Raw genomic sequence first — 20,620 nt, forward strand, 5'->3', positions numbered from 1 at the left:
CGACCCGCGGCGGGTGGTCAGGCCCCGGTCGTCAGGTGGGTGGTCCACTTGGTGCGCCAGGCGAGGGCGTCGGTGACGGCTTCGGTGATGGTGCGGCGCGGGGTCCAGCCGAGGAGGGTGCGGGCGTTGTCGATGGCGGCGTAGCAGCCGATGACGTCGCCGGGGCGGGGACCGGCCTCGCGGATGTCGAGGCGGGCGCCGACGGCCGCTTCGAAGGCGGCGACCAGTTCGCGGACGGTGGTGCCCTCGCCGGTGCCGATGTTGACGACGCGGTAGCGCTCGGCGGCGGCCGGGGCGATCACCTCGTCGAAGCGCAGGAGCGCCGCCACGTGGGCGTCGGCGACGTCCTGGACGTGGATGTAGTCGCGGATTCCGGAGCCGTCGCGGGTGTCCCAGTCGGTGCCGGTGACGGTGAACGGGGTACCGGCGCCGTGGGCCTCGATCAGCTTGCCGAGGGCGTGCGAGGGGTGGAGGTCCTGGAGGCCGGTGCGCAGCTGCGGGTCGGCGCCGATCGGGTTGAAGTAGCGCAGGGTGATGACGCGCTGGTCCTCGGCGTCCTCGCCGCGGGTCCAGTCCTGGAGGATCCGTTCCATCACCTGCTTGGTGCGCGCGTACGGGCTCTGCGCGTCGACGACGCAGGTCTCGTCGACGCGTCCGTCCGGGGTGGGCGCGTAGATGGAGGCCGAGCTGCTGAAGACGACGCGGGTGCAGCGGTGGCGCTGGAGGGAGTCGAGCAGCTCGACGGTCTTGGCGACGTTCTCGCGGTAGTAGTACAGCGGCTTGGCGACGGACTCGGGGACGACGATCCGCGCCGCGCAGTGCAGGGTGGCGTCGATGTCGGGGTGCTCGGCGAAGACCCGGTCGAGGAGGTCGGAGTCGGCGATGTCGCCCTGGTAGAAGATCCGGTCCTCGACGAATTCGGCCCGGCCCTTGGAGAGGTCGTCCAGCACGACGGGGGTGACTCCCTGGTCGAGCAGCGTGGACGCGACCGTGCTGCCGATGTAGCCCGCTCCGCCGGTGATGAGGACCTTCTTCATAGGCTTCGCTCCCTGTCGCGGGCCCGGCCACCGGGTGGTGGTCGGTCTTGAGAGCAGGGACGGCGGCGCGCAGTGGGCGGTTCCACCGGTTGCCCGGCAGGCACGGTCAGCGGCGGGCGCGGACGCGGAGCCAGTAGCCGACGGCGACGAGGAGGACGGCCGCGGCGGCGGTGCCGATGGCGGCCCAGGTGGTCGCGTCGGAGGTGGTGTCACGGGCGGTGGACGTGGAGGCGAGGGCGGCCGCGGAGGCGGCCGGCACCACGCTGCTGACAACCGGTGAGACGGTCGGTGCGGCGGACGACGGAACGGACGGGCCGGCCGGGGTGGCACCGCTCATCGCCGGCGCCGGGTCGGTGATCGCCGCCGCCTCGACGTCGAGTTCGCGCTCACCGTGCCCGAGCGAGGGGAACGCGCAGTCGACGGTGATCCGCCAGTGCCCGGCCGGGAGCGTCTCGCGCGTGGTGTACGTCCCGGGGTGGCCCGGGACGGCGACGAGGGGCCAGGGGCCGGCCGTGCGCCCGTCGCCGGAGGTCGCGGCGAGCGTGCCGGCGAACTCCTCGACGACCGGCTCGTGGTCGTTCTCGAAGGTGGCGACGGCGGCCACGTGGCCGTTCTGCACGCCGGAGATGTCGAGGTGGACGGTGTCGCCGTGGGCGGAGGCCGGGAGGGCGACGATGCCGAGGGCGGTCACGGCGAGCGCGGGGGCGGCGAGGAGCGTTCGGGTGCGCATGGCGGGTTCCTCGTGGAGAGCGGGTGCGGGGGGCAGGGCGGGGCCCTGGGTGCGTCCACCGCACCCAGGGCCCCGGGGGACTCAGCTGGTCTTCTGCAGCGACCAGTTCTGGTACGGCTGGCCGTTCGGCTGCTGGAGCTCCAGCAGCCAACCACCGTAGTACCAACGGTCGCTGATCCCGAGCACGAGCGAGCTGCCGGCCGCGGTCAGGCTGAACCCTCCACCGGAGGCGTTGAGCTGCCACTTCTGGGCGGCAGCGTCGGAGCACGGCCGCTGTGCGACGTACTGACCGGCGACCGGATCACCGCCCAGCTGCAGGCACTTGTCGGAGCGGACGGACTTGATCCGCACCGCGCCGTCGCCCGCGTCCTCGAACACCCACTTCTGGTTGGCGTAGCCGGTGCGCTGGTAGGCGATCGCGACGGTGCCGTCGTTCAGCGAGCTGCCCCACAGGTCGGCGGCCTGGCCGGTGAGGCCGTTGACCATCGTGTAGTGGGTGCCGGGCTGCGGGCGCCCGGCGTCGGCGGCGGTGCGGAAGGTCACGGCGCGGCCCGGCTTGGCGACCGCGCCGGCGGCGTCGCGGACGGCGACCGCCACGGTGTACGAGGTGCCGGGCGCGAGTCGGACGAGGCCGACGACGGTGGAGCGGACGGTGCCGATGGTCTGTCCGCCCAGCACGACGTCGTAACCGGCCGCGGACGGGACGCCCGGCCAGCTCAGCATGACGGAGTTCTGGGTGATCTGGCTGACCGTCACGTCGGGCGAACCGGTCCCGGTGGTGGGAGTGCCGGTCGGGGTCGGGGTCGTGGTCGGGGTCGCGGTCGGCGAGGGCGAGCCGGTCGTGCTGCTGCTGGGCGTCGGGGACGGCGACGCCGTCCGGGTGGGCGAAGCGGTCGGGGACGGCGTCGGGGTCGCGGTCGGGGTCGGCGAGGGGCCAGGACCGGTGCCGTTGCCCGCGATGAGGAAGCGGTTGTTGGCGACGTTCCAGTGCGAGGAGAGGTAGCTGCCCGGCTTCGGGTCGGTGCTGTAGTAGTCGTCATGCGTGCAGTCGAGCCGGTCGTAGTGCGAGCGGTCCGGGCAGACCAGCTTCATCTGCGGGTAGTACGGGTAGTCCGAGTAGCACATCAGGTCGTAGTCGTAGACGCAGTGGCCACCCTTGCTGGTGCTGGGCGCGCTGTTGTTCACCGCGCCCAGGTTGTGGCCGAGTTCGTGCGCCGCGGTGTGCCCGCCCCAGCAGCCGGAGTCCGTCCGGCCGTACGAGGGGCCGAAGTTGCTGAGGTTGTCCTGGCCGGAACGCTCGTCGCCGGCGAAGGTGCCGATGCCGCAGTACACCTTGGCATCGGTGAACATCATGTACTTGCGGTCCTTGCGGTTGAACCCCTGCGCGGCGAGGGCCCGGTTGCTCGCGTTGAAGTCCTGGATGTCCGCGTCGGAGACCTGCACGTTCAGCACGGAGGCGGAGCAGTCGGAGTCGGTGACGAAGCGGACGTGCCGCACGCCGCCGGTCTCCTGGGCGCTCGCGTTGTAGATGACGTCGACGTCGGCGGCCCACTTCTTGAAGGAGGCCAGGTACTGGGCGTAGCGGTCGTTGCCGGGGGCGTGGACGTACACCACCTGGATGCGGTTGCCGCTGCTGCCGTCGCCCTCGCAGACCACCGACGAGCCGCCGGACGCGGCGGGGGTGTTCTGCTGCGGGGCCCCGGCCGGGTCGCCGAGCAGCGCCTTCTGACCGGCGTCGAGGACCGGCGCGGCGCCCTTCAGCAGGTCGGCGGCGGACGGGGGCTGGGCGTTCGCGGCCGGGGTGAGCACCGGCGTCTGGGCGGCCGCGGCAGCCACCGGCGCGACGTCCTTGTGGATGTCGACGTCCTTCGGCGGTGCGTCCGGGCCGTGGCTGCACAGCTGGCCGCCGGTGACCTCCAGCGCGCCGGCGCAGCGGTCGCCGTTCGGCAGGCTCAGGCCGGCGTAGACCATGCCGCGGTCGGGCTGGTCCTTGGGTATCTCCTTGAGCGGGGCGGCCTTCTGGTCGCGCTTGGGCGCGGGCGCCTGGGTCGCGCCCTCGGCGGTCCCGGTCTCGCCGCTGCCCTCGTCGGACACCACGCCCGCCTGGTTGCCCGACGCCGGACCGTCCGCCGCGGCCGTGGCGTTGGTGCGGCTTCCCGCCGGTTCGAGCGCGCTCGAGATGCCGAGCGCACCCGCGACCAGACCGGCCGCGACCGCCGCGGCGATCAGCGTCGTCCTGCGGGTGAACCGCCTCCGCCTGCGTCGACGGAGCTCCGTGCTGCGGTGTCCCATCGCGTTCCTTTCCTCGTGCGACGGCTCGCGCCCCTGTGGTGACGGGCGCCGAGCCTTCCGACACATGGGAGAGCGGATGGGACGGGTGGGAATAACAGAAACTTCTTTCGAAAATTTTCGGGGCTCGTGAACGGGCTCCGTTCGAGGCCGCGTCAGAGCAGCGGCAGGGCGGAGACAGGACGGAAACAAAGCCGCGCCAGAGCGGCATCAGGGCGGCGACAGGGCCGCGCCAGGGCTGCGCCAGAGCGGCGTCAGGGCGGGCGAAGGCAGGGCCCCGCGTCAGGCGGCGGCGTGGGCGGCCTGTCGAACGGCCGGGACCGGGACCGGCCGGGTGCCCCGCCCGCAGCGCAGGCGGGCGAGTGCGGTGGCCAGCACCGCCGGGTCACCCGCGAGCCAGAGCCGCAGGGCAGCGGACAGCGCGGCGCTCGCCGGGCCCGCCGCCGGACCACCCGTCCGGGAGATCCGCTCGCCCAGCAGCGGCAGCAGGTCGGCGACCGGCGCGGGCAGCCACAGCGTCACGGCGCAGGGTGCGGGCCGGGCGAGCACCCGGCGCAGCCACAGGGCGGCGGCGTCGCCGTCCAGGGTGGGGATGACGTCCAGCAGGCCGTCCACCGCCACGTCGGAGACGTCGCCGCCGCGGCCGCGCGCCAGGGAGCGCAGCAGAGCCCGCTCGGCGGCGCTGATCCGGACGGTCAGCATGACCTCGTCGTCGCAGTCCATGGATCCCAGTTCCCGTCTCGTGGCGTCGGACCGGTTCGGTGGCGGAGCGGCGTGCGGGGGTTTCCTGCCCCTCGGCCGTCCCGTCCTCACCTCCCGGCCCTCGGCTTCGTGTCCACACCATTCCGAGCGCCGCTTCGCGCCGCCCCTCAACCGCCGTCCGGCACCGGTGCGATCAGGCCGTAGTGGCCGTCGTACCGGCGGTACAGCACCCGGCCGCGGCCCTCGCCGGGGTCGGTGTGGAAGACGAACGGCCGCCCGGTGAGCCAAAGTCGCCGGGCCGCCTGGCGCAGGCCGAGGCAGGGCACGGGCTCCAGGTGCTCGCCGAGCGGGAGGGTCGCGCAGGCGGCGGCGCCCTCGACCCGGACCGCCCGCAGCAGCCCGAGCCCGCCGCCCAGCGGCTGCCGGTGGACGACGCTGTCCTGGCCGCTGCCGGAATCCGTGAAGAGGTGGAACGAGCGGTCCAGCGCCAGCATGTCGCGTGCGGCCTGCTCGGGCGTGCGCAGCGCGAGGACGACCGGTTTGCGCCGGGCGATCCGCCGCTCGGCGAGCGGGCGGGCGGCGAACTGCGGACGGTAGGCGCTCTCGTGGACGGCGGCGAGCCCGATGTGGCCGTGCTCGCGCAGCCGGACGGCCCGGCCGGCGAGGGTGCCGAGCGCCAGGTCGACGGCCTCCCGGGTGGTGACGGCAGCGAGTTGCACCCGGACCGGCCCGACCTCGTCGAGGTCCACGTCGGCCTGCGCCACGGCGGGCCGGCTGACGGCCCGGCCGCGCACGCGCGTGAGCCGGACCCGGGCCGCGCGCATGCCGGTGCCGATCGCGGCGACCAGGTCGAGCGCCCGGCTCCGGGCGTACTCGGCGTCCTCGCGCGGCAGTTCGCCGCGGATCTCCACGCGCACGTCGAGGGCCGGCCGGGGGCGCAGACGCGTCATCAGGGAACCTCCTTGTCCGGCAACCATGCTGGACCGCCCGCGGCCGACCGGCGAGGGCCGAAAGACCCTGCTGCGAGGCAACCGGGGACGGGTCGGCGCACCGGCATCGCCACAGGTCGAGGCGGCCGCGCCCGCCGGGCGCCGGGAGCGCGCGGCCGGGTGTTGTCGATCGACCATTGGGGTGATCCGCCCGCGCGCGGCGAAACGCCCGTCCAACCGGCGCGTTTCTCATGTCGTGCGCCCTCTGGGAAGGGTGTACGCGGGGCTCCGTGCTGACCGGTCCCCCGCCTCCCGGCCGGCGCGACGGCGCATCCCGCGGTACCGCCGCCCCGGCCCATCTGGATAGAGGTAGTGTCATGACCCTGACGACAGGGGCACTCACGGCGAGCAGCACACCGGCGGCCGACCGGACACCGGTGGCGAACGGGACACCGACGGCACCCGACCGGTCGAGAACCGCCCCCGCGGCCGCGTGCCCGAGAACCGCGACCACGCCCGCGACCATCACGCCCACCACCACGACGCCATCGGAAACCCTGCTCCCGAAGGCCGCGAGAGCCGCCTCGCTCGCGGCCCGGGCGGCCGTCCCGCCGCTCGCCCCCGGCGCGCTCCCCGGCCTCGGCCACGCCGCCGCCCTGCTGCGCGACCCACTCGGCTTCCTCGGCTCGCTCGCCCGCCACGGCGGCGTGGTCCGCATCCGCCTCGGCCCGCGCACCGTCTGCGTGGTCACCGACGCGACGCTCGTCCACAAGCTGCTCGTCGCCCGTGCCCACGACTGCCCGCGCGGTGCCGTCCAGGACACCCTCAAGACGGCCTTCGGCGACGGCCTGCTGATGTCCGAGGGCCAGGCCCACCGCGACCGCCGCCGGGTGATCCAGCCCGCCTTCGGCGCGGACCGGATGGCCGAGTACGTCGCCGTCATGCACCGGGTCACCGAGGAACGGGCCGCACGCTGGCGGCCCGGCCAGGTCCTCGACGTGGCCAAGGAGATGAACCACCTCGCGCTGGAGATCGTCACCCGCTCCCTGTTCGACGCCCGGCTCAGCGAGGACGCCACGTCCGCCTTCCACCGCGCGCTGCCGGACCTGGTCAAGGGACAGATCATCCAGTCCCTCTACCCCCACCCGGCGCTGGCCCGGCTGCCGCTGCCCGTCAACCGCCGCTTCGACGCGGCCGTCCGGGTGCTCAACCAGGTCGTCGACCAGGCCGTCAACGGCCCTACCGGGCAGGCGGGTTCGGACGGAACGCTACCCGCCCTGCTGCGCGCCGCGACCGACCCCGCGACCGGCCGCCCGCTCACCGAGGCCGACGTCCGGTCCGAAGCGATCACCATGTTCGGCGCCGGGACGGAGACCGTCTCCACCACCCTCACCTGGCTGGTCGACGAACTCCTGCGCCACCCCCAGGTGGAGGCCCGTGTCCTCGCCGAACTGGACGAGCACCTGCCCGCGGGCACCGTCCCCACGCCCGACGCGCTCGCGCGCCTCACGTACACCCGCGCCGTCGCCCAGGAGGTGGTGCGGCTGCACGCGCCCAACGCGTTCCTGATGCGCACCGCGCAGGTGCCCGTCGAGCTCGGCCCCTACCGGATCCCGGCCGGCACCGAGCTGCTGTACAGCCTCACCGCACTGCACCGCGACCCGGTCCGCTACCCGAACCCGCTGAGCTTCCGCCCCGAGCGCTGGCGGGACGGCGGCGCCGGACGGCAGTCCTTCCTGCCGTTCGGGGCGGGCAAGCACAAGTGCATCGGCGAGGCCTTCGCATGGGCCGAGCTGACCGTCGCGGCGGCCGCGATCCTGCGCCGCTGGCGGCCGGTGGCCGTCCCCGGGGCGCGGGCCCGCGAGGTGGTGTGGACCACCGTCCAGGCCCAAGGGCTGCGGGTCCGGCTGACCCCGCGCGAGGGCGGGCAACGGCGCGAGGCCACGCCCGGCCGGTGTCCGGCCACCGCGCGCCGACCCGCCCGCCCGGACGGCGAACTGGCCGCCGCCACCGCCCGGCACGCCGACTGGACGCTCGACCGCGGACTGCTCACCCGCGCCGAGCTCCCCCGCTACCAGGCCTACGCCCTGCCCGAGTTGATCGGCCACGCGTACCCGCGCACCCGCGGCGCCGACCTCGACCTCCTGGTCGACCTCCTCGGCTGGTTCACCATCCTCGACGACCGCTTCGACGGCTCGCCCGGCCGCCGATCCGCCGAGGCGCGGGCGATCGTCGACCCGCTGATCGCCGTCCTGGACGGCGCCGAACCGGCCGCCGGCGAGGACCGGCTCACCGCCGTCTGGCGGGAACTGTGGGATCGCCAGAGCGGATCCGCCTCCCCCGTCTGGAGCGCCCGGGCCGCCCGCGAGTGGCGGGCCTGCCTCGCCACCTTCCCCGCCGAGGCCGAGCACCGCGCCCACGGCACCGTCCCGCGCCTCGGTCTCGCCGAGACGATGCGGCTGCGCCGCCACGGGAGCTGCCTCTACCCGTTCATGAACATACTGGAACGCGTCCACGGCGCCGACGCGCCCGCCGCGCTGCACGCCGAACCCGCCCTGCACCGGCTGCGCGCCCACACCGCCGACGCCGCCACGCTGATCAACGACCTGTACTCGCTGCAACGGGAGGAGCGCCAGGGCGCCGCCGCGTTCAACACCGTGCTCACCCTGCAACGTCTGCGCGGCTGCGGCCGCACGCACGCCGTCGGCGCGGTCCGCGCCCGGGTCGCGCAGCTGCGCACGGAGAGCGCGGTCCTGCGCCGCGAGCTCCTCCGGCGCCACCCGGAGGCCGACTGGTACCTCGACGGCACCCGGGAACTGGTCGACGGCGTGCAGACCTGGACGAGCACCAGCCACCGCTACCGATAGGCTCCGGGCGGCCCTACTTGCGCCCGCCGAGCGCGAACAGCAGCAGCACGAAGCCGGCGAACAGGTGCGTGGCGAAGATGTAGATGCCCGCACGGATGAGCATCGCCTTGCGGCGGCGCTTCTCCTCGCTCGTGCTGTCGGGCGTGCTGTCGCTCATGGCGGCGGGTTCTCCTCGGGGAATTGGTCGGTCGGGCCGAGCGGCTCGGGACCTCGGCTGATCAGGGCCTCGGCGGACCAGGGCCTCAGCGGCCCGGTAGCGCGATCCCGGGCGCGCGCAGCTCGGTGAGCAGCGCGCCCTGGTCGGTGATCAGCTCGGTCAGGATCCGCCGCGCGGCCCTCAGCAGCTCGGCGACGTCCGGGGTGCTGAGCGCGTACACCACGGTGTTGCCCTCGCGGGTGGCCGTGACCAGCTGGGTGCGGCGCAGCACCGCGAGCTGCTGGGAGAGGTTGGAGGGCTCGACCTCGATCTCGGCCAGCAGCTCGCGGACCGGCCGGGGGCCGTCCTGGAGCAGTTCCAGCACCCGGATCCGGACCGGGTGGCCGAGGGTGCGGAAGAACTCCGCCTTGGCCTGGTACAGCGGGACGGGCATCGTCCGCTCTCTCCCTCGTGTGTGGCTGGGTCGGCGGCCGGGCGCGGGTCGCGCGGCCGGCAAGCATCATCCCTGCGGATGAAGAATTCTTCAAGTCTTCACGGTGCCGGCACGGCACCGCCGCAGCCCGAGGGCGCGCCGCCACCTCGAACACCCTTCGCGGGGGCCGAGCCTGGATGCTGTCAACTTCCGTTCTCAGCTTTCGAGGTGACGTGTAGTCAGCATCACCCTACCGGCGTAAACGGCACCTTCGGGGCACAGATGCGCGAAAAGTGCCACGCGTGAGGTCGGCCCGGGCGTACCCCGCAGGGCGACGGCCTCGTTGGACGGGCATGAAGCGCCTCCTCGCCGCCGCGACCGTGCTGGCCCTCGTCGCCGCCGCGCCACCACCCGCGGCCCTGCTCGGCACCGCGATCCGCCGCATCCCCACCGACGACCGCGTCGTCGCGATCACCTTCAACGCCGCGTGGGACGAATCCGGCCTGGACGGCGTCCTCACCACGCTGCGCGACCGCGCCGCGCCGGCCGCCTTCTTCCCCACCGGCGACTTCGCCGACCGGCACCCCGGCGCCGTCCGCACCATCGCCGCCGCCGGCCACGGCCTCGGGAACCACTCCTACAGCCACCCGCATTTCACCGGCCTCGACCGGCAGGAGGCCCGCACCGAGGTGCAGCGCGCCGACGCCGCCATCCGCCGCGCCGCCGGCGCCGACCCGCTCCCGTTCTTCCGCTTCCCGTACGGCGAAACGACCCCCGAGGCGATCGACACGGTCAACGACCTCGGCTTCGCCGACATCGAGTTCACCCAGGACACCAACGGCTACCTCGGCCCCAACCACGGCATGACCGCCGCGAGCGCCACCGACCGCGCCCTCTCCGCCCTCACCCCGGGCGCGATCCTCCAGCTCCACGTCGGCGCCACCGACGAGGGCGGCCCCGGCCGGTGCCTCGACGCCGAGGCCCTCCCGGCGATCATCGACGGCGCCCGCGCCCGCGGCTACCGCATCGTCTCGCTGCGCACCCTCCTGCATGAGTGAGCCGCTCCGCGAACGGGCGCCGCTGCCCGGCAGGCATCTCGCGCCGATCGCGCGCAGGGCGGGCGTCCGAGCGACGCGCGTCAGTGGTCGGAGCACGACCTGCGCGCCATCCCACCCCGCCCGGACGTCCCGGCCTCAGTCGAGCGACGCTCGCAGCGCCGTGATGCGGGCGAGGGCGGCGTCGAAGGCCGACCGGTCCAGGCGGCCGGAGTCGAGGGCCGCGGCGACGGCGGCGGCAGCGTCCTCGCCCTGCTGCGGGTCGCGGGCCGAGCACAGGAGGAGGTCCATGCCGGCGTCGGCGGCGGCGACCGCGCGGGCGCCGGTGTCGCCGTACGGGGTGAGGGCGCCCGCTTCGAGCGCGTCCGTCACCGTCACGCCGCCGAAGCCGAGGCGGTCGCGGAGCTCACCCCGGACGACGGCGGGCGAGAGACCGGCCGGGCGCTCGGGGTCGAGCGCCGGGTACACCGCCCAGGAGGCCATGACCAGGCGGACGCCCGCCGCGATCGCCGCCCGGTACGGTTCCTCTCCGCGGGCGCGAAGCTCGGCGAGCGGGACGGGCAGGGTGACCGGGCGCTCGTCGGTGTTCTCGTCGCGGGCGGCGGAGCCGAGGCCCGGGAAGTGCTTCGCGGTGGCGGCGACGCCCACGCCCTGCTGCGCGGCGGCGAAGGCGCTGCCCAACCGGCCCACCACGGCGGGGTCCTGACCGTACGATCGTTCGTGGCCGTCGATGAAGTTGCCGGGGGTGTCGTAGACGTCGAGCACCGGCGCGAGGTTGACGTTCAGGCCCGCGTCCGCGAGGTTCTCCCCCGCGCCGACGCCCGAGCGTTCCGCCTCGGCCGACGGGTTGGGCGACAACCCGGTGGCGCGCGCGGAGAGTTCGGGCGCGCCGGGCAGCCGGCGGACCTTGCCGCCCTCCTGGTCGGTCATCAGCAGCAGCGGCTCCGCCACCGGCGACTCGGCCGCCGCCTGCCGCAACATGCCGACGGCCTCGGCCAGTTGCTCCGGGCTGGTGACGTTCTCGCCGAACAGGATGACCCCGGCCGCGCGGCCCTCGCGGATCGCCTGGAGCACGACGGGCGGCGGGGTCGGCCCCGGGTAGGAGTAGACGATCCGGCGGCCGGCGAGCAGACGGGAGTCGAGGCTGGACGGCATGGCCGTCCTCTCCGCCGGGCCCCACGCACGCGTCGGCGCCGTCGCCGAACCGGCCGTGACCGGCCCGAGCGCGGCGGCCAGGACCGCGAGCACCGCCGCGAGCCGGGCGGGCCGGCGGAGCGGGGACATCGGACCTCCCGGAACGGGGACGACGGGAAAGGGAACGCTTGCGAACACCAGACGCACACGGAACGACGGCGTACAGTCCGCCAGCGTACCCAACCCCCCACCGGCGCGCCCGGCGGGCCAACGGACCCTCCCGCTCCTCGACCAGACGCTCCCCGGTGGGACCGGCCACCCCGACCGCCGCGCCGGCCAGCCCAGCACCGCCACCCCTCGGCTCCGCGTTCTTCCACCCGGACAGCCCGGCCGCCCGGGCCGCCGCCTGCCACCTCGTCCGCGTCCAGGCCGACGCGGGCGGCGACGCGCTGGTCGGCCGCCCCCTGCACCCGCTGCTGACCGCCGCCGGGTCCTCCGACGTGACGGTCCGTCCGCGCACGGTCCACGCCGACGCCTCCCGCCCGTCCCTCGTCACGTCCTTCAAGGCGGTGGGGGTCAGGCCCTGACTCAGCGCCGCCCGCGCCACCACTCGACGGTCGTGCGGAACTGCTCCTCGACCGGGGTGGCCCGCAGGGCGAACGCGGCCTCGTAGGCGGCGGAGTCCATCACGAACGGGCGGTCGAACTGGTAGAGCGTCTCGCGGAGTTCGCGCAGCAGCGGGGAGACGAGCGACCCGACGCCGAGGACGGCCGGGGGCGTCCGGCGGACGGCGACCGGGCCGGTGCCCGCCTCCGTCGCGAGACCGGCCACCATCTCCCGGGCCGACCGCGGCGCCACCGTCGGCACGTGCCACGCCCGGCCCCAGGCGCGCTCGTCGCCCGCGGCCTCGGCCAGGGCGGCGGCCACGTCCGGGAGGTAGGTCCAGCTGTGCGGCGCGTCCGGGTCGCCGAGCACCGTGACGGGCCGGCCGGCCAGGACGCGGGGCACGACCCGGGCGGCGAGGTGGCCGCGGTCGGTCACGCCGGGGCCGAAGAAGTCGCAGGCCCGGACCTCGACCGCGCGGATCCGGCCTGCCTCGTGCAACGCCCGCGCCTGCTCCCAGACCGCGGCCCGCACCCGGCCCTTGCGGCCGGTGGCGGCGAGCGGCAGGTCCTCGGTCAGCGGACCGTCGACCGGGCCGTAGCCGTAGAGGTTGCCGAGCAGGACGAGCACCGCGCCGCTCGCCTCGGCCGCGGCGCACAGCGCGTCGGCGAGCGGCGGCAGTTCGGCGGCCCAGCGGTGCAGGGGCGGCGCGGCGCAGCCGTGGACGGCGACGGCGCCGCGCGCGGCCGCGGTCAGCCGGGCCGGGTCGGACGCGTCCAGCGCGAGGTGTTCGATACCGGGTTCGGCGGGCCGCCCCGACCGGGTGACGACGCGCACCTCGTGCCCCTGCCCGGCCAGCAGCCGCGCCGTGGCCGCCCCCGCGGGCCCGTATCCCACTACCAGATGAATACTCACGCGGACACCTTACGGTCCGTCACTCCGCGCTGTCGCCGAGGAAGGCCAGCATCGTGCGCATGGCCTCGACGAAGGCGGCGGTCTGCGCGTCGTCGAGGCCGGCGAGCATGCGGAACTCGGTGGCGAGGTGGGCGGGCAGGGCCCGGTCGATCAGGGCGTGACCCTCCGGGGTGAGAGCGACCTCGCGGCTGCGGCCGTCCTGCTCGCTGCGGGTGCGGGTGACCAGGCCGCGGGCCTCCAGCCGGTCGAGGCGCTGGGTGATGGCGCCGGAGGTGACCATGGCGGACTCCATGAGCCCGGTGGGCGTGAGCCGGTAGGGCGGGCCGCTGCGGCGCAGGGTGGCGAGGACGTCGAAGGAGGCCGCGTCCAGGCCGTGCTCGCCGAAGGTGCGGTTGAGCTCCGTGTCCACCAGCCGGAAGAGGCGTTTGAGCCGGCCGAACACCTCCATCGGGGAGACGTCCAGGTCGGGGCGCTCGGCGCCCCACTGCGCGACGACGCGGTCCACATGATCTGCCACGGATCCAGAGTAGGGGATCCACCCCTGGATTTCTTAGCAGTGAGGTAACCGTGAGCCACCTCACGTCGCCGGAGCGGCACGAAATGCCTTAGCGCTGAGATACATTGGCTTAGTGCTAAGAAATCGACTCGGGATCGTGCTGCTGACCGCACTGGCCCCCGCCGTCTGGGGGTCGACCTACCTCGTCACCACCGAATACCTGCCGCCGGACCGGCCGCTCCTCGCCGCCGTCCTGCGCTGCCTGCCCGCCGGACTGCTGCTCGTCGCCCTCACCCGCAAGCTGCCCCAGGGCGGTTGGTGGTGGCGTGCGCTGATCCTCGGCGCGCTCAACATCAGCCTGTTCCAGGCCCTCCTGTTCGTCGCCGCCTACCGCCTCCCCGGCGGGATCGCCGCGACGGTCGGCGCCATCCAGCCACTCGTCACCGCCGTGCTCTCGTCGGCGGTGCTCGGGGAGCGGATCACACTGCGCACCGTCCTGTCCGGCATCGCCGGCGTCGCGGGCGTCAGCCTGCTCGTCCTGCGGGCCGGCGCCCGGCTCGACGCGGTCGGCCTCGCGGCCGCGATCGGCAGCGCGGTCGTCATGGCCGCCGGCCTCGTCCTCGCCAAGCGCTGGGTCTCCCCCGCGCCCGTACTCGCCACCACCGGCTGGCAGTTGACCGCCGGCGGGCTGCTGCTCGTCCCGGTCGCCCTGATCACCGAGGGCGCCCCGCCGTCCCACCTGACCGGCACGAACGTGCTCGGCTACCTCTACCTCAGCCTGATCGGCGCCGCCCTCACGTACGTGCTGTGGTTCCGCGGGCTCCGGGCGCTGCCGCCGAACTCGGTGTCCTTCCTCGCGCTGCTCAGCCCGGTGGTCGCCACCGCGCTCGGCTGGCTCGCCCTCGGACAGGACCTCACCCCGATCCAGGCGCTCGGCGCGCTCGTCGTCCTGGGCTCGCTGATCGCCGCCCAGCGGCAGCGCCCGCGCGCCGCCACCCCGGCGAGCACCACACCCGCCGCATCGGCCCCCGCCCACGAGAACGCGTGAATCCCCAACCCACCGAAGGAGAAACCCCCATGCGCATCACCGTGTTCGGCTCGACCGGCAACGTCGGCGGCCGGGTGGTCGCCGAGGCGCTCGCCCGCGGCCACGAGGTCACCGCCGTCGTCCGCGACCCGGGCAAGCCGCACGGACTCCCCGCCGCCGCCGTGACCGCCGTCGGCGACGCCCGCAACGCCGAGGACGTGGCCCGGCTCGCCGCCGGCCAGGACCTCGTGATCACCGCCACCCGCCCGGCGCCGGGCAGCGAGGGCGAACTCGCCGTCGCCACCCAGGGCCTGCTGGCCGGCCTCGCCGGGACGGCAGTGCGCCTGCTCGCGGTCGGCGGCGCGGGCAGCCTCACCGTCCCCGGGACGGACGGCACGATCCTCGTCGACACCCCGGACTTCCCCGCCGCGATCCGCCCGATCGCACTCGCCTGCAACGAGCAGCTCGACCTCTACCGCGCCGACGACCAGGTCGACTGGACCTACCTGAGCCCGGCCGCCCTCCTCGAACCCGGCACCCGCACCGGCCGGTTCCGCCTCGGACGCGACGAATTGCTCGTCGACGCCGACGGCAACTCCGCCATCTCGATGGAGGACCTCGCCGTCGCCCTCCTCGACGAGGCCGAGACCCCCACCCACCGCCGCACCCGCTTCACCGCGGCGTACTGACCGGAACCGGCGCCCGGTCCGTCACCACACACACGACGGACCGGGCGCCGGCACCCCAGCAGAGGTGTAGCCAGCACCACCCCGGAAACGGATGCGTACGTGATCGCCTGTCAGTCGCCGGTCCGACAGGATTTCTGCCGTGAAGACAGCCATCAACACCGCCGCCACCGTGAAGTCCTCCGCATCCCGCGCCCGCCGTGCCGCGGTCGCCGTCGCCGCCGCCGTGGTGGCCGGGCTCGCGGTGCCCGCTTCCGCGAGCGCCGCTCCCCAGGACGCCCGCGACCCCGGTGACGCCGTGGCCGTGCCGGCCCGCTACAGCCAGCAGCACCTCGACTGGCAGCCGTGCGCCGGGCAGCCCGCCCTGGAGTGCGCCACCATGACCGTGCCGCGCGACTGGCACCACCCGGGCGCCGGGGCCGACCTGTCCATCGCCGTCTCCCGGCACCGCGCCGGGGACCCGGCCCACCGCAAGGGCACCCTCCTCATGGCCGCCGGCGGCCCCGGCGCGTCAGGCCTGCTGCGCCCGGCCGGCCTGGCCACCAGCGCCCCGAAGGTCGCCGGCGCGTACGACATCGTGAGCTTCGACCAGCGCGGCGTCGGGCGCAGCACCCGGGCCGAGTGCCAGAGCCCGGAGCAGTTCCAGGAGTTCCTGGCCGGCGACTACCGCGACCAGTCCCCCGAGGCGGTCGACCGGGTCATCGCCAACGCCAAGACGCTCGTGGCCAGTTGCGAGGAGCACAGCGGGGACCTCCTGCCCTACCTGACCACCGAGCAGACCGCCCACGACCTCGACCTGTTCCGCTCGCTGCTCGGCGAGCAGAAGATCAGCTACTACGGCCCGTCCTACGCATCGATGATCGGCGCCTACTACGGGACGCTCTTCCCGCACCGGGTCGAGCGGATGGTGCTGGACAGCAACATCGGCTTCGAGGGCACGTGGGAGGAGTTCGAGCTCGGCCAGCCGATGAGCTTCCAGCGCCGCTTCGACGAGGACTTCGTGCCGTGGCTCGCGGCGCGCGACAGCACCTACCACTTCGGCTCGACGCCGCAGGAGGTCGAGGACCGCTGGGAGAAGCGGCGCGCCGCGCTGCACGACAGCCCGATCGTCGAGGGTTCGCTGACCATCGGCCCGAACCAGCTCGACAACGGCGCGATCGGGGCGATCTACGAGGAGGCCAACTTCCCGTACCTCGCCCAGGCGCTGGCGGCCGTGGACAACTGGCAGGGCGCGGACGCCGCGGGCCGGGCCATGGCCGGGCAGGTGTTCGGCCACTACCTCAGCCCGGAGTTCCTCGCCGAGTACTTCTCGGTGACGTGCTCCGACACCCCGTGGACCAGGGACATGGACACCTGGGTCGAGCGGGGCGCCGAGAACACCGCCCGCTTCCCGCTCGGCGGCGCCCGGACGCTCGCCTTCAGCGCCGTCTGCGCGTCCTGGCCGAAGACCCACGCGCCGCACGTCAAGGTGACGGGCGCGCACCTGCCGCCGACCGTGATGCTCAACTCCGTGCACGACCCGGCGACGTACTACGAGGCCGCCCTCGGCGCCCACCGAGCGCTGCGCGGCTCGCGGCTGGTCACCGTCACCGGCAACGGCGACCACGGCCAGTACCCCACCGCGAACACCTGCGTGACCGACGTCGTCGAGCGCTACCTGCTGGACGGCGAGGCCCCCGAGCACGACCTCACCTGCCCTTCCCCGCAGGCCGGTTGATTCCTCCGCCGGGGCGCCCGGCGACCGGATCGAACGGTCAGCGGGCGCCGCGCCGCGTGCGCAGCCAGGCGACCGCGGCGACGAGTCCGGCCGCACCGCCGACGGCGAGCTTGATCCCGAGCTTGGCGACGAGCACGCCGAGCCCCGGAACGCTCCAACCCAGCCAGTGGAAGACCGCCAGCACCACGGCCGCACCGCACACGATGGCGAGGACGGTGGCGGCGACGGCGGCGGGGCCGGAGAGTTCACGCCGTTCGGCGACGGCCCCGCCGGACGGCCGGCCGGAGGAAGTACCCGTCAGATCGTCAGCATCCCCATGACCCATGCGGGCCATCGTACGCGGTCACCACCGGGCGTGGTGCGTGTCCCCGCAGTGCTCGCCCGTCTCCTCGTCGGGGAAGCTGACGGCCAGCGTGAGGCGGTACTCGTAGACGTCGTCGCGGTGCCCCGGCACGCGGGCCCAGGCGAGCGAGTGCACCTCCGCCCCGGGCGCCTGGTGGCACCACGCGGCGGCCTCCTCCAGCGCCCGCGCCGCCGAACGGCCGGTACACACCACGGCGGTGTACGCGGCCACGGCGACGTCGCCCCCGCTCCGGCCGGCCCGCGACACCGCCCGGACCGCGGCCGCCGCCTGGGTCAGGTCCCGGGCCAGGTCGTCCACCACCCTCGGGGGCGCCGGCAGGACCGGTCCCTCGGCGACGGCCTCCGGCAGGTTCGCGCTCACGATCGGGGCCTCCGTCCACATCTGCGCCTCTGTCCGCACGGTCACGGGCACAGCATGCCGGTCCCGGTTTCCTGGCATGCCCACTTTCATCACAACGTCACCCGTCCAGGGCGCAGTTGGGGCCGAGACCTGGCGCCGGCGCGTCCGCCCTGGTAGGGAGACGGCCCTCGCCGTCCGCGATCCGGGCAGGTCAGGCAGGTGGCCGACGGGCGGCGCCGGGGCGCCCTGTGGGCCGCGCACGCACCACCCCCTGCCCCGGACCGCCGGTCCGCCCCCCGCGTACGCCGGCCCCGCGCCGGTGCGCCCACGACCGAACGCCGCCCAACTGCCGTGCCCCGGCCGGGACCTGCGGAGTCGACTCCGGGATACCCGGCGGACACTCGGGTGCTGTCGGATCGTCGTGATACTAATCATCCGGGCGGCGGGATCGTCATCGACCGGCAGGCACGATGATGACGGCCCGTCCGTTCACGGGAACGACCGGACAGGCACACGGGGAGGGGCAACGGCATGACGGCGAGGTTCGTCAGCGCGGACAACGGGCGCAAGGTGCGGCTGGGCAAGCGGGTCACGGGGACGGCGGCGGCGTTCACCGCGCTCGCGGCCCTGACCGGCTCCCAGATGACCAACCTCGGCCTGGCCCAGGTCGCCGCCGCCGACTCCGTCACGGCCCAGGCCGACGACGGCACCACGGCCGCCACCCCCGGCATACCGGGCGGCGGCACCGTCCCCGCCCCCGGTACCGGTGCACCCGCCGACGGCGGCGGCACCGTCTCGCTGCCCCAGCCGCCCGGTGCCGTGCCCGGCGCGCCCGCCGCCGGCCCGTTCGCCGCCGCCGGCGCCTCGCTGCCCGCGACCGTCTTCGCCGCCTACAAGCAGGCCGAGGCCTCGCTCGCCACCCGCTCGCCCGGCTGCCATCTGCCCTGGCAGCTGCTCGCCGGGATCGGCCAGGTCGAGTCCGGCCAGGCCGACGGCGGCCAAGTGGACGCCAACGGGACGACCCTGCGTCCGATCCTCGGCCCGGTGCTCGACGGCACCGGCGGCAACGCCGCGATCCCCGACACCGACGGCGGCCGCTACGACGGCGACACCCGCTGGGACCGCGCGGTCGGGCCGATGCAGTTCATCCCGTCCACCTGGGCCGCCTGGGGCGTGGACACCCAGGGCAAGGGCAAGGCCGACCCGAACAACGTCTTCGACGCCGCCGAGGCCGCCGGCCGCTACCTGTGCGCCAACGGGCGGGACCTCTCCGACCCGGCGCAGCTCGACCGGGCGATCCTCAGCTACAACTACTCGGGCGAGTACCTGCGGACCGTCAAGAACTGGATGGCCCACTTCGGCAGCGGCTCCGTCACCACCTCCCCGGACCTGCCGGCCCCGCTGCTGCCGCTGCCGCCGTTCCCGACGTTCCCGCTGCCGGGGACGTCCACCGGGACCACGACCGGTACCGGCACGGGCACCACGGGGACGACCCCGGTCCAGCCGCAGCCGCAGCCCTCGCCGAGTGCGCAGCCGCCCACGCCCGGCACCCCGACCGCGACCGCGACACCGACCGCGACGACCGGCCCGAACCCGAGCCCGAACCCGACCGGGCAGCCGAGTCCCACCGCGGACCCGAAGCCGACGCCCAGCGGCTCGCCCTCGCCGTCCGCCACCCCGAGCGGCAGCCCGTCCCCGACGGCCACGCCCACCGGAACGCCCACGCCCACCGGGACGCCCACCCCGACCCCGACCGGCACGCCCACCGCCTGCCCGTCCCCGACGGCCACGCCCGCGCCCACCGGCACGCCGTCGCCGACCGCGACCCCGAGCGGCACCCCGACCCCGACGGCCACGCCGAGCGGCACGCCGACCCCCGGCTGCGCCACCGCGACGCCGACCGCCACCCCGAGCACCACTCCGAGCAGCACGCCGGCCACGACCCCGAGCGCAACGGTCTCCCCCTCGGCGACCCCGTCCGGTCGCTGAGGCGGAAGCACTGCGAGGCCCGGCCCCTGTCGAAGGGGTCGGGCCTCGCGGCCTTCCGGGAGGACGACGTCAGTCGTCGTCCTCCGGCCACAGCCCCGCCGCGCGGTCCCGGGCCTCCTGCACCATGATCGGCGGGTCCGGGTCCGGGTCCGAGGGCCGCGGCGGCTCCGGGCCGTCCGGGCCGAGCCGGATCACCGGCTCGACCCGCACCAGCCGGAACCTGCGCCCGGCCGCCTCGACGGTGTTCGCGCGTAAGGCGTCCAGCCGGTCGGCCGCGGCCGCGTAGGCGGCGAGATCCTCCTCGCCGAGGCCCGGGTCGGTCATCGGCGCGAACTCGCGCAGGTAGGCGGCGAGGATGTCGCGGGCGGCCTGCGGGGTCTCGCAGGCGCCGGTCATCGGTCCCCAGCGCCCGTCCCGCTGCTCGGCGACCGCGCAGTGCGCGGGCAGGACGAACACGTCGGGGTGGCGCGCGGAGGCGCGCCGGGCGTCCTCGCGGACCTCCTCGGTGATGGAGCGGCCGCTCGGCACCAGGGTCATCAGGTCGAGCCGGACGATGCCGTCGACCAGGGAGACGGCCGCAGCCGGGTCGATCACGAAGCCGTCGACGCGGGAGGGCGTCCGGTGGCCGTGGCCGACGGGCGCCGGGTCCGGATCGGTGGGGCGCGGCGGTTCGACCCCCTCCGGGCCGCCGCGCAGCACCTGTTCGGCACGGAAGACCCGGTACTGCCGCCCGGCGACGGTCAGTTCGTCGAGCTTCTCCCACTCCAGCCGCTCGTAGGCGGCGGTGTAGGCGGCGCGCTCGGCGTCGGTGATGTCCCAGGGGGCGGCCCACTGACCGCCGGGCTCACCGTGCGCCCAGCAGCGGAAGACGTGCCCGAGGTCGTCGCGGGCGCCCTGCGGGGTGCCGGCGTGGAAGCAGAGGATCCGCCAGGCCCCCTCGGGGGTGCGCTCGATCGAGCCGAAGACCGGCGGCATCATGAGCAGGTTCGGATAGCGTTCCCGCGATTCCCACGCCTCCAGGCCGGCCACGGCGGAGACCGGGTCGTCCGCGTGGGTGACCCGGATGGTGAGGTGGTCGGGGAAGGGCACCACGTCGTCGTCCATGCGGCCAGTGGTAGCGCGGCGGGCCGCCGCGCGGGGCGGCCTTGCGCGAACCGCCCTCGCACCGTGGG

20 protein-coding genes are annotated in these 20,620 nt (G+C 75.0%); 7 read left to right on the forward strand and 13 right to left on the reverse strand.

Translation table 11 applies throughout. The features are described 5' to 3' along the window. Positions 1-17: 17 nt before the first annotated feature. The 5 genes from galE to ACWCXH_RS11575 all read right to left on the reverse strand — a co-directional run bounded on the left by galE (position 18) and on the right by ACWCXH_RS11575 (position 5,708). Entirely contained in the window at positions 18-1,037 is a 1,020-nt protein-coding gene (gene galE / locus ACWCXH_RS11555; protein ID WP_449801194.1) for a UDP-glucose 4-epimerase GalE, read from the reverse strand. Positions 1,038-1,143: 106 nt separating this feature from the next. Then, positions 1,144-1,767: a hypothetical protein gene (locus tag ACWCXH_RS11560; protein WP_449801195.1), complete on the reverse strand. Its 624-nt coding sequence runs from the start codon at positions 1,765-1,767 to the stop codon at positions 1,144-1,146. Positions 1,768-1,848: 81 nt separating this feature from the next. After that, positions 1,849-4,059: an RICIN domain-containing protein gene (locus tag ACWCXH_RS11565; protein WP_449801196.1), complete on the reverse strand. Its 2,211-nt coding sequence runs from the start codon at positions 4,057-4,059 to the stop codon at positions 1,849-1,851. A 279-nt stretch (positions 4,060-4,338) separates the two neighbouring features. Beyond that, positions 4,339-4,779: a hypothetical protein gene (locus ACWCXH_RS11570; protein ID WP_449801197.1), complete on the reverse strand. Its 441-nt coding sequence runs from the start codon at positions 4,777-4,779 to the stop codon at positions 4,339-4,341. 146 nt (positions 4,780-4,925) lie between these two features. After that, positions 4,926-5,708 carry a sigma 54 modulation/S30EA ribosomal C-terminal domain-containing protein gene (locus ACWCXH_RS11575; RefSeq protein ID WP_449801198.1) on the reverse strand — a complete coding sequence of 261 codons (783 nt, stop codon included), beginning with the start codon at positions 5,706-5,708 and terminating at the stop codon, positions 4,926-4,928. A 356-nt stretch (positions 5,709-6,064) separates the two neighbouring features. Between ACWCXH_RS11575 and ACWCXH_RS11580 the strand changes: the two genes are divergently transcribed. Beyond that, positions 6,065-8,554: a cytochrome P450 gene (locus ACWCXH_RS11580; protein WP_449801199.1), complete on the forward strand. Its 2,490-nt coding sequence runs from the start codon at positions 6,065-6,067 to the stop codon at positions 8,552-8,554. Between the two features lie 13 nt (positions 8,555-8,567). Here the strand turns inward: ACWCXH_RS11580 and ACWCXH_RS11585 are convergent, their stop codons facing one another. Together ACWCXH_RS11585 and ACWCXH_RS11590 are read right to left on the reverse strand one after the other, a co-directional pair. After that, positions 8,568-8,711 (reverse strand): DUF6126 family protein, encoded by a 144-nt coding sequence (locus tag ACWCXH_RS11585; protein ID WP_449801200.1) that lies wholly within the window; start codon positions 8,709-8,711, stop codon positions 8,568-8,570. Between the two features lie 85 nt (positions 8,712-8,796). After that, positions 8,797-9,144, reverse strand: coding sequence for an ArsR/SmtB family transcription factor (locus tag ACWCXH_RS11590; RefSeq protein ID WP_449801201.1), 348 nt, complete (start codon positions 9,142-9,144; stop codon positions 8,797-8,799). 332 nt (positions 9,145-9,476) lie between these two features. Between ACWCXH_RS11590 and ACWCXH_RS11595 the strand changes: the two genes are divergently transcribed. Then, positions 9,477-10,181 (forward strand): polysaccharide deacetylase family protein, encoded by a 705-nt coding sequence (locus ACWCXH_RS11595; RefSeq protein ID WP_449801202.1) that lies wholly within the window; start codon positions 9,477-9,479, stop codon positions 10,179-10,181. A gap of 135 nt (positions 10,182-10,316) precedes the next feature. On the opposite strand, the gene ACWCXH_RS11600 is transcribed toward ACWCXH_RS11595, so the two are convergent. After that, positions 10,317-11,462, reverse strand: coding sequence for a glycoside hydrolase family 3 N-terminal domain-containing protein (locus ACWCXH_RS11600; RefSeq protein WP_449801203.1), 1,146 nt, complete (start codon positions 11,460-11,462; stop codon positions 10,317-10,319). A gap of 155 nt (positions 11,463-11,617) precedes the next feature. On the opposite strand from ACWCXH_RS11600, the gene ACWCXH_RS11605 reads away from it, so the two are divergent. Beyond that, positions 11,618-11,899, forward strand: a complete 282-nt coding sequence (locus tag ACWCXH_RS11605; protein WP_449801204.1) for a hypothetical protein — start codon at positions 11,618-11,620, stop codon at positions 11,897-11,899. 1 nt (position 11,900) lies between these two features. Here the strand turns inward: ACWCXH_RS11605 and ACWCXH_RS11610 are convergent, their stop codons facing one another. Together ACWCXH_RS11610 and ACWCXH_RS11615 are read right to left on the reverse strand one after the other, a co-directional pair. Continuing rightward, positions 11,901-12,830: an NAD-dependent epimerase/dehydratase family protein gene (locus ACWCXH_RS11610; RefSeq protein ID WP_449801205.1), complete on the reverse strand. Its 930-nt coding sequence runs from the start codon at positions 12,828-12,830 to the stop codon at positions 11,901-11,903. A gap of 19 nt (positions 12,831-12,849) precedes the next feature. Further along, positions 12,850-13,347 carry a MarR family winged helix-turn-helix transcriptional regulator gene (locus ACWCXH_RS11615; protein WP_449801206.1) on the reverse strand — a complete coding sequence of 166 codons (498 nt, stop codon included), beginning with the start codon at positions 13,345-13,347 and terminating at the stop codon, positions 12,850-12,852. Between the two features lie 136 nt (positions 13,348-13,483). Here ACWCXH_RS11615 and ACWCXH_RS11620 point away from each other — a divergent pair, with 136 nt between their 5' ends. The 3 genes from ACWCXH_RS11620 to ACWCXH_RS11630 all read left to right on the forward strand — a co-directional run bounded on the left by ACWCXH_RS11620 (position 13,484) and on the right by ACWCXH_RS11630 (position 16,756). Further along, entirely contained in the window at positions 13,484-14,374 is an 891-nt protein-coding gene (locus tag ACWCXH_RS11620) for an EamA family transporter (RefSeq protein WP_449801207.1), read from the forward strand. Between the two features lie 29 nt (positions 14,375-14,403). Next, on the forward strand, positions 14,404-15,042 hold the full coding sequence (locus ACWCXH_RS11625; protein ID WP_449801208.1) for an NAD(P)-dependent oxidoreductase: 639 nt from the start codon (positions 14,404-14,406) through the stop codon (positions 15,040-15,042). 139 nt (positions 15,043-15,181) lie between these two features. Further along, a complete protein-coding gene (locus tag ACWCXH_RS11630) occupies positions 15,182-16,756 on the forward strand; it encodes an alpha/beta hydrolase (protein ID WP_449801209.1) in 1,575 nt (524 codons plus the stop codon). Positions 16,757-16,793: 37 nt separating this feature from the next. Here ACWCXH_RS11630 and ACWCXH_RS11635 read toward each other — a convergent pair whose 3' ends face one another. Then, complete coding sequence (locus ACWCXH_RS11635) at positions 16,794-17,081, reverse strand: hypothetical protein (protein WP_449801210.1); 288 nt, start codon at positions 17,079-17,081, stop codon at positions 16,794-16,796. Positions 17,082-17,099: 18 nt separating this feature from the next. Beyond that, entirely contained in the window at positions 17,100-17,525 is a 426-nt protein-coding gene (locus ACWCXH_RS11640) for a hypothetical protein (RefSeq protein ID WP_449801211.1), read from the reverse strand. Positions 17,526-17,990: 465 nt separating this feature from the next. Between ACWCXH_RS11640 and ACWCXH_RS11645 the strand changes: the two genes are divergently transcribed. Next, complete coding sequence (locus tag ACWCXH_RS11645; protein ID WP_449801212.1) at positions 17,991-19,448, forward strand: lytic transglycosylase domain-containing protein; 1,458 nt, start codon at positions 17,991-17,993, stop codon at positions 19,446-19,448. 69 nt (positions 19,449-19,517) lie between these two features. Here ACWCXH_RS11645 and ACWCXH_RS11650 read toward each other — a convergent pair whose 3' ends face one another. Then, positions 19,518-20,552, reverse strand: a complete 1,035-nt coding sequence (locus tag ACWCXH_RS11650; protein WP_449801213.1) for a DUF5954 family protein — start codon at positions 20,550-20,552, stop codon at positions 19,518-19,520. Positions 20,553-20,620: the final 68 nt, after the last annotated feature.

Source organism: Kitasatospora sp. NPDC001660 (genome assembly GCF_053596725.1).